This is a genomic window from Magnetospirillum gryphiswaldense MSR-1 v2 (assembly GCF_000513295.1).
Classification (GTDB): domain Bacteria; phylum Pseudomonadota; class Alphaproteobacteria; order Rhodospirillales; family Magnetospirillaceae; genus Magnetospirillum; species Magnetospirillum gryphiswaldense.
Genome location: NC_023065.1, coordinates 1914136 through 1925733 on the forward strand (window position 1 = coordinate 1914136; position 11598 = coordinate 1925733).

12 protein-coding genes are annotated in these 11598 nt (G+C 64.2%); 5 read left to right on the forward strand and 7 right to left on the reverse strand.

The features are described from left to right. Nucleotides 1-71: 71 nt before the first annotated feature. The 6 genes from MGMSRV2_RS09055 to MGMSRV2_RS09080 form a co-directional block, all read right to left on the reverse strand. On the reverse strand, nucleotides 72-1751 hold the full coding sequence (locus tag MGMSRV2_RS09055; RefSeq protein ID WP_024080046.1) for a cation acetate symporter: 1680 nt from the start codon (nucleotides 1749-1751) through the stop codon (nucleotides 72-74). Next, nucleotides 1748-2059 carry a DUF485 domain-containing protein gene (locus MGMSRV2_RS09060; RefSeq protein WP_024080047.1) on the reverse strand — a complete coding sequence of 104 codons (312 nt, stop codon included), beginning with the start codon at nucleotides 2057-2059 and terminating at the stop codon, nucleotides 1748-1750. Before MGMSRV2_RS09060 ends, MGMSRV2_RS09055 begins: the two co-directional genes overlap by 4 nt. 134 nt (nucleotides 2060-2193) lie before the next feature. Beyond that, entirely contained in the window at nucleotides 2194-3330 is a 1137-nt protein-coding gene (locus MGMSRV2_RS09065; protein ID WP_024080048.1) for a DUF3095 family protein, read from the reverse strand. Then, nucleotides 3330-3830 (reverse strand): thiol peroxidase, encoded by a 501-nt coding sequence (gene tpx, locus MGMSRV2_RS09070; RefSeq protein ID WP_024080049.1) that lies wholly within the window; start codon nucleotides 3828-3830, stop codon nucleotides 3330-3332. The genes MGMSRV2_RS09065 and tpx overlap by 1 nt, the downstream gene beginning before the upstream one ends. Nucleotides 3831-3924: 94 nt before the next feature. Continuing rightward, nucleotides 3925-5940 carry a TonB-dependent copper receptor gene (locus tag MGMSRV2_RS09075; RefSeq protein WP_024080050.1) on the reverse strand — a complete coding sequence of 672 codons (2016 nt, stop codon included), beginning with the start codon at nucleotides 5938-5940 and terminating at the stop codon, nucleotides 3925-3927. A gap of 74 nt (nucleotides 5941-6014) precedes the next feature. After that, nucleotides 6015-6446: a hypothetical protein gene (locus MGMSRV2_RS09080; RefSeq protein WP_144084283.1), complete on the reverse strand. Its 432-nt coding sequence runs from the start codon at nucleotides 6444-6446 to the stop codon at nucleotides 6015-6017. 185 nt (nucleotides 6447-6631) lie between these two features. On the opposite strand from MGMSRV2_RS09080, the gene MGMSRV2_RS09085 reads away from it, so the two are divergent. Genes MGMSRV2_RS09085 through MGMSRV2_RS09105 form a run of 5 tightly spaced genes read left to right on the forward strand, consistent with a single transcriptional unit; the run spans nucleotide 6632 to nucleotide 11135 of the window. Beyond that, nucleotides 6632-7804, forward strand: coding sequence for an ABC transporter substrate-binding protein (locus MGMSRV2_RS09085; RefSeq protein WP_024080052.1), 1173 nt, complete (start codon nucleotides 6632-6634; stop codon nucleotides 7802-7804). Continuing rightward, entirely contained in the window at nucleotides 7801-8721 is a 921-nt protein-coding gene (locus MGMSRV2_RS09090) for a branched-chain amino acid ABC transporter permease (protein ID WP_041634278.1), read from the forward strand. The genes MGMSRV2_RS09085 and MGMSRV2_RS09090 overlap by 4 nt, the downstream gene beginning before the upstream one ends. Beyond that, nucleotides 8705-9691: a branched-chain amino acid ABC transporter permease gene (locus tag MGMSRV2_RS09095; protein WP_024080054.1), complete on the forward strand. Its 987-nt coding sequence runs from the start codon at nucleotides 8705-8707 to the stop codon at nucleotides 9689-9691. The genes MGMSRV2_RS09090 and MGMSRV2_RS09095 overlap by 17 nt, the downstream gene beginning before the upstream one ends. Next, the gene (locus MGMSRV2_RS09100) at nucleotides 9688-10437 is read left to right on the forward strand and encodes an ABC transporter ATP-binding protein (protein WP_024080055.1); all 750 of its coding nucleotides are present in this window, start codon (nucleotides 9688-9690) and stop codon (nucleotides 10435-10437) included. The genes MGMSRV2_RS09095 and MGMSRV2_RS09100 overlap by 4 nt, the downstream gene beginning before the upstream one ends. Then, complete coding sequence (locus MGMSRV2_RS09105; protein ID WP_024080056.1) at nucleotides 10434-11135, forward strand: ABC transporter ATP-binding protein; 702 nt, start codon at nucleotides 10434-10436, stop codon at nucleotides 11133-11135. Before MGMSRV2_RS09100 ends, MGMSRV2_RS09105 begins: the two co-directional genes overlap by 4 nt. Before the next feature lie 50 nt (nucleotides 11136-11185). On the opposite strand, the gene MGMSRV2_RS09110 is transcribed toward MGMSRV2_RS09105, so the two are convergent. After that, nucleotides 11186-11530: a zinc ribbon domain-containing protein YjdM gene (locus MGMSRV2_RS09110; RefSeq protein ID WP_024080057.1), complete on the reverse strand. Its 345-nt coding sequence runs from the start codon at nucleotides 11528-11530 to the stop codon at nucleotides 11186-11188. Between the last annotated feature and the right edge of the window lie 68 nt (nucleotides 11531-11598).

Below are 11598 nucleotides of genomic sequence, written 5' to 3' on the forward strand. Positions count from 1 at the left end.
GAAGTGTCCCTTCCAAAAAAAATCCGCCGGGTTTTAAGGCCCGGCGGACGACATAAACGCAAGCAAAAAGATCAGTGGCTGGATGCAGCCGCCGCGCCGATGCCGGTTTGCGAGCGCACGTACTGATCGTCGAAGGCGGCGATTTCCGCGCTCGCCTGGGCCGATTTATCCAGCTTGGACACGGTGATGGTGACCAGGAAGGCCAAGGTCATGGAGAACAGGGCCGGATGCTCGTAGGGGAAGATGGGGGCTGGGTTTTCCAGCACCACCACCCACACCGCCTTGGACAAGATGACCATGGTGACGGCGGAAATCAGACCGGCCAGACCGCCCCACAGGGCCCCCTTGGTGGTCAATCCCTTCCAATACATGGACAGGATCAGGATGGGGAAGTTGGCGGAAGCGGCGATGCCGAAGGTCAGGCCGACCAGGAAGGCCACGTTCTGCTTTTCAAACAAAATGCCCAAGATCACGCCGAGCGCGCCCAGCAGCAGCGAGGCCAGCTTGGACACCCGCAGTTCTTCCTTTTCCGAGCATTGGCCCTTCTTGATGACGCGGGCGTAGATGTCGTGGGAAATGGCCGAGGCGCCGGCCAAAGCCAGACCCGACACCACCGCCAGGATGGTGGCGAAGGCCACCGCCGACAGGAAGCCCAGGAACAGATCGCCGCCCAGGGCCTTGGACAGATGCATGATCGGCATGTTGCCGCCGCCCAGCAGCTTGCCGCCGACCTTGCCGCCTTCGAAGAATTGCGGATCGGTGCCGACAATGGTGATGGCGGCCATGCCCAGGATGCACACCAGCAGGAAGAAGAAGCCGATGATGCCCGAGGCGACGAACACGCTTTTCCGCGCCTCGCGGGCATTGGGGACGGTGAAGAAGCGCATCATGATGTGCGGCAGCGCCGCCGTGCCGAACACCAGACCCAGCGACATGGAGACGGCGGACACCGGATCGGCCAGCATGGAGCCCGGCCCCATGATCTTGATGCCTTCCTTGTGCGACGCCACCGCGCTGGTGGCCATGGCCTCCAGGCTGAAGCCGAAATGGTGCAGTGCCAGCAAGGTCAGCAGCGCGCCGCCGCCCAGCATCAGGCAGGCCTTGATGATCTGCACCCAGGTGGTGGCGATCATGCCGCCGAAGGTGACATAAACCACCATCAAAACACCGACCAGGATGACGGCGACGGCGTAATCCAGGCCGAACAGAAGCTTGATCAACTGGCCGGCGCCGACCATCTGCACGATCAGATAGAAGCACACCACCGCCAGCGAGCCCATGGCGGCGAAGGTACGGATCTTGGACTGGTCCAGCCGGTAGCTGGCGATATCGGCGAAGGTGAAGCGGCCCAGATTGCGCAGCCGCTCGGCCATCAGGAACAAGATGATCGGCCAGCCGACGAAGAAGCTGATGGTGTAGATGAAGCCGTCGAAGCCCTTGGCGAAGACCAGCGACGACAGGCCCAGCAGCGTCGCCGCCGACATGTAATCACCGGCGATGGCCAGACCGTTCTGGAAACCGGTGATGCCGCCGCCGGCGGTATAGAAATCGCTGGCCGAGCGGGTCCGGGTGGCCGCCCAATAGGTGATCCCCAGGGTTAGCAGGACGAAGGCCAGGAACATGCCGATGGCCGACAGGTTGATGGGCTGCTTTTCCACTGCCCCCAGGTCGCCGGCGGCGGCCAGGGCCGGAGCGGCGGCCAGCAGGACGGCCAAAGCGGGCAGGATGATCTTGGCGTGATGGCGGATCATTTCAGCGTCTCCCGCACGATGCCGTTGTTCAACTGCTCGAACGGGCCGTTGGCGAAGTGGGAGTAAACCCCGGTCAGCAGCCACGAAATGATGATGATGGCGGCACCGATGGGGGCACCGACGGTCAGCGATCCGCCTTCAGTCAAGGGAACCGCCAGAATCTGCGGGGCGAAGGCCACCACCATCATGAAGGCGTAATAGGACACCAAGACGATGGCCGACAGCAGCAGGGCCAGACGCCCGCGCCGCTTGACCAGTTGGGCGAATTTTGGGTTGCCGCGCACCTGTTCATAGATGGGATCGGACATGGCTCCTCCGGTTTGCATGCGTGACGGCGAAACAGCCCGCCGCTTTCAGCGCGCGTGGGTAGCAAACCAGCATTGCGGAACTTTGCCCGAATCATGACGGATTGTTGCGGCTACAGATATTGTAATAACAAGTATTATTGCGCCGCTTTAAGCTTTTCCTTGAGCACCACCGAGGCGCGCCAATAGCCCAGACCATCGCCATCGACGAAATGGACGTGGCGGTCGGCGGAAAAGTCGCCGACCATGCAGGTCATGGTGGTGGCCTTGCTGCGGGCCAGGCCAAAATGGATGAGACCGCCGGCTTCCGCCTCGTTCAGCAGGGATTCGATGCGGGCATCTTCGTCGGCGGTGACGTCCAGCACCAGACGCGGCCCGCCGGCTAGTTTGCGGTAATCGGAGCGTTCCGCCACCTTGCGCCGGTAAAACCCGGCATCGATGCCCAAGGCCTTGCCGCCCAGGCGGTGCACCAGTCCCAGGATGGCACTGCCCAAAACCGCCCGCCCCATCCGCAACAGGCGCCGACCGCGTGCCACCACCTTGGCCTCGATCCCCAACAGGCGGGCGCGCGGCACCACCACCGGGCGCAAAGCACCGCCATCGCCCAAGGGGGCGGCGCGTTCGGTCGTCACCACCTGCTCCAGCCGGCGCAACACCTGTCGCACCGCGTCGCCCAAAGGGTCGATGGGATCGATGATGATGCACAGGATGTGGCCACGCCGAGGCGGGATCGGCTCCCACCGACACGACAGGCCCTCCAGGCCTGGCAATTCGCCTTCCTTGGGGGTGATCCGCCATTGGGCATCGGCTTTCATCCAGTGTTCGGCCATGGGCACGCCGGCGCCCAGGAACTGGCCGAACACATTGGTGTTGCCGAAATCGTGCAGCGCCGCCAGCACCACATGCCCCTGACGGTGCAAGGCCGCCACCGGCACCATGCCGACGCGCAGCGGAATATCCAGTTCATGGGTCGACCACCAGCCCAAGGCGGCCATAGCCTCACGCGTCGCCGCCACGCACTCGGGCGGGATCACCGCCACCGCGCCGTCACCGCCAAACTGGCAGGCGGCGGGCTGGCCGGGGCTGCCGGCGACGGCGGACAGCACCGCCACCGCCGCCCCGGCGACAAAGTTGACGTCACGGTCCCGTCCGGCCTGGGCCAGGAGGGTGCTGCCTTCCACATCGGCGGCGGCAACCCACCAATCGTCCCCCAGCCGGGCATAGCGGCTGGGGTCGAAGCCATCGGCGGCGAAATCGCGGATGGACGGCAGCATCAGCCGATAGCAGCCAAGGCGGCGGCGTAATCGGGTTCGTCGGCGATTTCCGCCACCAATTGGGTGTGACGTACGGTGCCGTCGGCGCCGATGACGATGACCGCGCGCGCCAGCAGGCCGGCCAGCGGACCGCTGGTGATGGTCAGACCGTAAGAACCGCCGAAATCCTTGTGGCGGAAGTCCGAGGCCGAGACCACGTTGTCCAGTCCCTCGGCTCCGCAGAACCGCTTATGGGCGAACGGCAGATCGGCGCTGGCGCAGATGATCACGGTATTGGCCAGCTTGGCGGCTGCGGCGTTGAATGTGCGCACCGAAGTGGCGCAAGTGGGGGTATCGACGCTGGGGAACACCGACACGACCACGTTCTTGCCGGCGAAATCGGCCAGCCCGAAATCGGCCAGATCGGTTCGGGTCAGGCGGAAATCAGGCGCCTTGGCCCCGATGGCGGGCATCTCGCCGCTGGTGGTGACGGGATTGCCCTTAAGGGTGATTGTGGCCATGACGCATCCTTTGTGCAGGTGGAACAACTGACCGCATGTGGGGATGACAGTGTAGCCGAACAAGGCGGGCCGGCAAGCCGGCCCGCCCTTATGCTCAGAACTTGACCGATCCACGCATCCAGAAGGTGCGGCCCGGTTCGTTGACGCGGACAGTGTCGTTATAGGCGGCCAGATCGGCCCCCGACCACGCCCCGGTCTTGCTGATATGCTCGGCATAGGTCTTGTCGAAGATATTATCGACGCCGCCGGTGAAGGTGACCGCGTCGTTCAGCCGCCAGCCGCCATTGAGCGAGAACACGGCGAAACCGCCGGTTTCACCGATATCCTGGCCGATGATGCTGCCCCAGCCGGCCTGGGTGCGGTGCTGGCCGGCGACGGCACGCATGTGGAAGGCGCCCATGAATTCACCGTCGTCATACTTGACCGCCAGGGACGTATCCAAAGGCGGGGTCTGGGCCAGGGCGGTGCCGTCGGTCAGGTTGTTGCCATGGACATAGGCGGCATTGGCCTCGACCGACCACGACGGCAGGAATTTATAGGCGATATCGCCCTCGCCGCCCCACCGCCGGGCCTCGACGCTTTTGGCATCGGCGCTGGCCACCAGGATGAAATCGTCGGTATAGGCATAGAACAACGAGGCCGAGGACCGCCAGTTGCCCTGCTTGAACAGGGCGCCGATATCCAGTTGCTCGGTCTTTTCCGTCGCCAGCTTGAAGGTGCGGTCGGAGGCCGTCACCTTGTTGCGTTCCCAGTAATCGGGAGCGCGCTCCACATGGCCCAGGCTGGCGAAGGTGGTCAGCGGCAGCCCCACATCCACGTTGCGTTCATAACGGACGAAGCCGGAATGCAAGGTGCGGTCGTCGGTCAGATTGGGCTGGACGTTGTGGCGGGTGGCCTCGACATGGGTCAGGCGATAGCCGCCGATGACCCGATCCACCGCCGACAACTCGCGGCTGACCTCGCCGAAGCCGGAATAGGTGTCGAAGCCGATGTCCTTGACCCGCATCTTGCTGTCCAGACCGACGCCACGACGGTATTCGGCGGCGGTTTGCGACCGCGATGTATGTTCGTCGCGGTTGTAATCCACCCCCAGGCTGACCAGGGTCTGGGTGTCGGGGGTCAGCTCCACCAGGGCCTTGCCGCCCTGCATCAGGTGATCGACCTGCGACGCCGCCGTCATCATCGTCGTGGTGGTATAGCGCATGGAATAGGTGTCCATGACGTGGTCGATGTAATTGTGATAGGCTAGGAATTTCAGCTTGGCCAGCAGGGGACTGATGTTGGTCTTGGTGAATTCCAGGTTGACGCCTTCGCGGTCGAACTGGGTGCCGTCCATCATCTTGCCGGGCATGGCCGCCTGGGCCTGGCTTTTATCGAAGCTGAACTGCAACAAGGTGTCCGCATCGGGGGTCCAGCCGACCATGGCGGTGCCGCTGTGCCGCCAATAGCGGCTGTGCAGGGCGTTGCCGTTGCCGTCCTTGTAATCGTCCGACGACGAATGGGTGCCGATGGCGCGCAGGTAACCTTCCTTGGCCCCGGCCACCGCCTCGATCACCTCGTCATTGCGGTCGTTGCTGCCGTAAAGGGCGTTGGCGGTGCCGCGGATTTCGGTCTTGTCGAATTTCGGCGGCGTGCGCTCGACCAGGATGGTGCCCATGGCCGAGCCGCCATGAACCACGCTTTGCGGCCCCTTCAGCACCGTCAGCTTGTCGAAGGAACCGGGGAAGATATAGGCGGTGGGCGGGTCCATGCGGTTGGGGCAACCGCCCAGCACCGGGGTTTCGTCCAACAAGATGTTCAGACGCGAACCGCCGATGCCGCGCAACACCGGATCGCCGTCGATGGCGCCCTGACGGGCCACCGAGAAACCGGGAATATTCTTGAGATAACCGGCACCGTCGGCGGGCGGAATGGGCGTGCGCGGATTGTCGGTGTCGGTCTCGATCACCATGGGCTGTTCCATGGCCGGCGCGGTCACCACCACTTCCGGCAAGGTGGTCGCATCGTCGGCGGCGCGGGCGCCGGCGGGCAGGATGAGGGCAAGGGTCAGCAGGGCCGAGGACGCGCGCAAGGCACGGCGCCGCCCCCAATATTGAGTGCGTTCAGTCACGTCGAAACTCCGAACAAACGGGGTCAGCCCCAGGCCGATCAGGGCCAGGGCATGAAATCAGGGAAAAGTTCGGTTCAGACGGACGAAGGGGGAGCGCGGGCGGAAAAGCCCTGGGCGGCGTCCTGCACCGGCCAGGGATGCTGCGGCGGGACGAAGACATAGGCATGGATACGGGCGGGAACACGGAAGGACGGCGCTTCCGGCGGTGCCAGCATCTGCACCAAGGGCAGACAGGCGGAACAGAAAACGCTGGCTTCGGGCATACCCTGACCATCGGGCGTGGCCGCCATCATACCGTCGATGGTACAGACCATCAGATCGGCAATGGGGATCATGCGGTCGCTTTGGGCGGCACGGGCCAGCGGAATGGCGGTGCCCAGGAAAATCTCCAAGGCCAGCAACACCAGCCCGCCCCAGGCCCCCAGGCGCATCCGCCGCCGCCGCCCGAAGACGGGCGGGCGCAGGTGCCGGGAAAGCAAGGGGGGGAACCGAAGCCGCGTCATCATTCCCGTATGCATGCCATGAGGACCGGAGCAATAGCACCATTTGCACCCAGGGAAAATATGGATAAGGGCAGAAAAGCGATTAAGACCGGACCGCACCCGACCCGGACGGGTCGATTTCATTTTGACGCATGGCGCTTGAACTGATTTCATGGCCCTTTCCTAAGCGGGCCCAGGGGGATGGCAACATGCGCATCGTTTCTTCCACGTTGATTTTGGCTGGTTTTCTTGCTGCCTCGACCCACGCCTGGGCCGCACCCGGCGAGGTCAAGATCGGCATGCTGACCACCTTGTCGGGGCCGGGTTCATCCTTGGGTATCGACGTGCGCGACGCCTTCAACCTGGCGGTGAAGAACCTGGGCGGCAGCTTGGGTGGGCTCAAGGCCACGATCATCGAGGTGGACGACCAGCAAAAGCCCGACGTCGCCAAGGACGCCGCCACCCGGCTGATCGAGAAGGACAAGGTCGATTTCGCCACCGGCATCATCTTCTCCAACCTGATGCTGGCGACCATGCCCAGCTTCGACCGGGCGCAGACCTATTACATCTCGGCCAATGCCAGCCCGTCGCAATTGGCCGGCAAGCAATGCACCCCCTATTTCTTCTCTGCCGCCTATCAGAACGACAACCAGCACGAAGCCATGGGCCATTACGTCCAGGCCAAGGGCTTCAAGAACGTCTATCTGATGGCGCCGAATTACCCCGCCGGCAAGGACGGGCTGAACGGCTTCAAGCGCTATTACGCCGGCAACGTGGCGGGCGAGGTCTACACCACCGTCAACCAACTGGATTACGCCGCTGAGCTGGCCAGCCTGCGCGCCGCCAACCCCGACGCGGTCTATGTGTTCTATCCCGGCGGCATGGGCGTCAACTTCGTCAAGCAATGGGAACAGGCCGGCTTGAAGGGCAAGATTCCGCTGTTCGGCCCCGGCTTCACCTTCTCGGAAGACACGCTTGCCGCCATGGGCGATGCGGCGGTCGGCACCTTGAACACCGCCCAGTGGAGCCCCGATCTCGACAATCCGCAGAACAAGAAGTTCGTCGCCGATTTCGAGGCCGCCTTCGGTCGCCTGCCCAGCGTCTATGCCAGTCAGGCCTATGACGCCGCCATGCTGATCGATTCGGCCATCCGCAAGACCGGCGGCAAGCTGGACGACAAGGCCGCCCTGGGCAAGGCCCTGATGGCCGCCGATTTCAAGTCGGTGCGCGGCAATTTCAAGTTCAACAAGAACCACTTCCCCATCCAGGATTTCTTCCTGCGTGAGGTGGTCAAGGACAGCAAGGGCCGTTACCTCAACAAGAAGATCGCCCCCATCTTCCAAGACCGCGGCGACGCTTACGTGGGTGAGTGCTCCATGTGATTGCCCAACTGTTCATCGAACAGGGGCTGAACGGGCTGCAACTGGGGATCACGCTGTTCCTGATGGCCGCCGGCCTGACCCTGGTCTTCGGCATCATGGACGTGATTCATCTGTCCCACGGCTCGTTCTATATGCTCGGCGCCTATCTTACCGCCACGCTGGGGGCTAGGTTCGACAGTTATCTGTTGGGTCTGGCCCTGGCCATCCCGCTGGTGGCGCTGATCGGCATGGTGGTGGAATGGATCGCCATCCGCCGCCTGTATGAACGCGACCACCTGGATCAGGTTCTGGCCACTTTCGGCCTGATCATGTTCTTCAACGAAGCGGTGCGGATGATCTGGGGGGCACAGCCCATCTTCCTGTCACCGCCGGCATCGCTGGCGGGCACTGTCGAGCTGTTGCCCGGCCTGTTCTATCCGCAATTCCGTCTGGCCATCCTCGGCACCGGGCTGGCGGTGGCAGCCCTGCTTGGGCTGATGATCCGCCGCACCCGCCTGGGCATGCGCCTGCGCGCCGGGGCCAGCGACCGCGCCATGGCCGGCGCCCTGGGCGTCAATATCGACGGCTTGTTCACCATCGTCTTCGGCCTGGGCACCGGTCTGGCCGCCCTGGCCGGCGGCATGGCCGGCACCGTGCTGTCGGTGCAGGTGGGCATGGGCGAAAGCATCCTGATCCTGACTTTCGTCGTCGTGGTCATCGGCGGTATCGGCTCGATCAAGGGCGCCCTGGTCGGCGCCGTCCTGGTCGGCTTGGTCGACACCCTGGCGCGGACCATGCTGCCGGTGGCCTTGCGCTCGACTTTGCCGGCATCGCAGGCCGACAGCGTCGCCGCCTCGTTGTCGTCCACCAGCGTCTATGTGCTGATGATCCTGGTGCTGGCCTGGCGGCCGAAGGGGCTTTATGGCGCACGCACCTGATTTCCGCCGACGGCTCGCCCTTGTGCTGCTGCTGATCCTGGCCCTGGCCGTGCCGCCGGTGCTGTCGGCGTTGGGCCAAGGCTTTTATGTGGGTTTCGCCGCCCGCGTGCTGATCATGGCCCTGGCCGCGCTCAGCCTGGATCTGGTCATGGGCCTGGGCGGCATGGTCAGTTTCGGCCACGCCGCCTTCCTGGGCTTGGGCGCCTATGTGGTCGGCATCGGTTCGTGGCACGTCTTCGACGGCTCACCCCTGCCCTTCGGCTTGTCCGGCAGTGAAAATGCCCTGATCGTCTGGCCCCTGGCCATGCTGGTCTCGGGTCTGGCCGCCCTGGGCATCGGCGCCATTTCCTTGCGCACCACCGGCGTGCATTTCATCATGATCACCCTGGCCTTCGCCCAGATGCTGTTCTTCCTGGCCGGCGGGCTCAAGACCTATGGCGGCGATGACGGCATCACCCTTTACAGCCGCAGCGAACTGGCCGGGCTGAAACTGAGCGATCCCACCACCTTCTATTATCTGTGCCTGGGATTGCTGGTGACGGTGCTGGCCTTGCTGCTGCGGCTGTCGTCCAGCCGCTTCGGCATGGTGTTGAAAGGCGTGCGCGACAACGAGCGGCGCATGCGCGCCCTGGGCTTTCCCACCTATCGCTACAAGCTGGCCGCCTTTGTCCTGTCGGGGATGATCTGCGGGCTGGCCGGGGCGCTGTTGGCCAATGCCAGCGAATTCGCCAGCCCGGCGATCATGAGCTGGCAACGTTCGGGCGAGTTGCTGGTGATGGTGGTGTTGGGCGGCATGGGCTCTCTGGTCGGGCCGGTCCTCGGCGCGGTGGCGCTGATGGTACTGGAGGAATCCCTGGCCGAGTTGACCCAGCATTGGCAGGTGATCCTGGGGCCGCTGCTGGTGCTGCTGGCGCTGTCGGCGCGACGCGGCCTGTGGGGCTGGATCAAAGGCCGGGACGGGGCGCCATGACCGAGCCCTTGCTGCACACCTCGGGTCTGGTCAAACGCTATGGCGGCGTTATCGCCACCCATCAGGTGGCGCTGGCGGTGGAACGCGGCCACCTGCATGCCCTGATCGGCCCCAACGGCGCCGGCAAAAGCACGCTGATCGGCCTGCTGTCGGGGGAACTGGCCGCCGATGCCGGCCACATCCACTTCAACGGCCACGACGTCACCGGGCTGCATGTGCATCGCCGCGCCCGCCTGGGGCTGGCGCGGTCGTTCCAGATCACCAGCATCTTCAAAAGCTTCAGCGTGCTGGCCAATGTGGTGCTGGCGGTACAGGCCCATGCCGGACATTCCTTCCGCTTCTGGCGCCCCGCCGTGCGCGACCCGGCCTTGCTCGGCCCCGCCTTGGCGGCGCTGGAACGGGTGGGTCTGGCCGACCGCCGCCATGATGCCGCCGCCGCCCTGTCCCACGGCGAACGCCGGCAATTGGAACTGGCCATGGCCCTGGCCGGTGATCCGGCCATGCTGCTGCTGGACGAACCCATGGCCGGCATGGGGCCGGAAGATGGCCGCGCCATGGTCGACCTGCTGCAAAGCCTGAAGGGCGAACGCACTATCTTGCTGGTCGAGCACGACATGGACGCGGTGTTCCAACTGGCCGACCGCATCTCGGTGCTGGTCTATGGGGCAATCATCGCCAGCGGCACCCCCGACCACATCCGCGCCGATGCCGAGGTGCGCCGCGCCTATCTGGGCGAGGAGGCATGATGCTGGACCTCAACGAGGTGGAAAGCTTTTACGGCGACGCCCAGGCGCTGTTCGGCGTGTCCTTCAGCGTGGCCGAAGGCGAAGTGGTCGCCCTGTTGGGCCGCAACGGCATGGGCAAGACCAGCACGGTCGCCTCCATCACCGGTCTGCTGACGCCAAAGCGCGGCCTCATCCGCTTTCAAGGCCAAACGATTTCCGGTCAACCCGCCCACAAGATCGCGCGGGCCGGCATCGGTCTGGTGCCGGAAGGCCGCCGGGTTTTCCCCAATCTGACGGTGCGGGAAAATCTGGTCGCCACCGCCATCCCCCGCCCAGATGCCCAGGTGTCATGGGATTTGGACGCGGTCTATGACCTGTTTCCGCCCTTGATCAAATTGCGCGGGCGCATGGCCGCCAACCTGTCGGGCGGCGAACAGCAGATGGTGGCCGTTGGGCGCGCCCTGATGACCAATCCGTCCTTGCTGATTTTGGATGAAGCGACGGAAGGATTGGCGCCCCTGGTGCGTGACCAAATCTGGGCCGCCATCCGCCGCCTTGCCGCCCTCAAGCTGTCCATCCTGGTCATCGACAAGAATATCGATGCCCTGCTGGCCCTGGCCCATCGTCATGTGGTGCTGGAAAAGGGGCGGGTGAGCTGGACCGGCACCTCCGACCAATTGGCCGACCAGGATTTCCGCCACCGCACCTTGGGTCTGTGACCGCCCGCGATGATGCCCCAAAGCCTGGGGGCACCATCGCGGGCGACGGCTCAGACCTTCTTCACGAATTCCGACTTCAGGTTCATGGCGCCGATACCGTCGATCTTGCAGGCGATATTGTGGCCGTCGGTGGCGTCCACCAGCCGGATGCCCTTGACCTTGGTGCCGCCCTTGACCACCAGCGACGATCCCTTGACCTTGAGATCCTTGATCACGCTGACGGTGTCACCGTCGCTCAACACATTGCCGTTGGCGTCCTTGACCACGCCGCCCGCATCGCTTTCGGCGGCCTCGCCCTCGGCCCATTCATGGGCGCATTCGGGGCAAACCCAAAGGCTGGCATCCTGATAAACGTGTTCGGAACCGCATTTGGGGCACTTCATCTCGTTGTCCATCATCATCCTCGTCAATTGTGCGGTGATCCTACTGCACCGAGGTATTGATAAGGAACCATTAGTAAGGG

What these genes read in the sequence shown, in the direction of transcription:
- MGMSRV2_RS09055 (WP_024080046.1), bottom strand. Translation starts at nt 1,751, where the DNA reads ATGATCCGCCATCACGCCAAGATCATCCTGCCCGCTTTGGCCGTCCTG.
- MGMSRV2_RS09060 (WP_024080047.1), bottom strand. Translation starts at nt 2,059, where the DNA reads ATGTCCGATCCCATCTATGAACAGGTGCGCGGCAACCCAAAATTCGCC.
- MGMSRV2_RS09065 (WP_024080048.1), bottom strand. Translation starts at nt 3,330, where the DNA reads ATGCTGCCGTCCATCCGCGATTTCGCCGCCGATGGCTTCGACCCCAGC.
- tpx (WP_024080049.1), bottom strand. Translation starts at nt 3,830, where the DNA reads ATGGCCACAATCACCCTTAAGGGCAATCCCGTCACCACCAGCGGCGAG.
- MGMSRV2_RS09080 (WP_144084283.1), bottom strand. Translation starts at nt 6,446, where the DNA reads ATGATGACGCGGCTTCGGTTCCCCCCCTTGCTTTCCCGGCACCTGCGC.
- MGMSRV2_RS09085 (WP_024080052.1), top strand. Translation starts at nt 6,632, where the DNA reads ATGCGCATCGTTTCTTCCACGTTGATTTTGGCTGGTTTTCTTGCTGCC.
- MGMSRV2_RS09095 (WP_024080054.1), top strand. Translation starts at nt 8,705, where the DNA reads ATGGCGCACGCACCTGATTTCCGCCGACGGCTCGCCCTTGTGCTGCTG.
- MGMSRV2_RS09100 (WP_024080055.1), top strand. Translation starts at nt 9,688, where the DNA reads ATGACCGAGCCCTTGCTGCACACCTCGGGTCTGGTCAAACGCTATGGC.
- MGMSRV2_RS09105 (WP_024080056.1), top strand. Translation starts at nt 10,434, where the DNA reads ATGATGCTGGACCTCAACGAGGTGGAAAGCTTTTACGGCGACGCCCAG.
- MGMSRV2_RS09110 (WP_024080057.1), bottom strand. Translation starts at nt 11,530, where the DNA reads ATGGACAACGAGATGAAGTGCCCCAAATGCGGTTCCGAACACGTTTAT.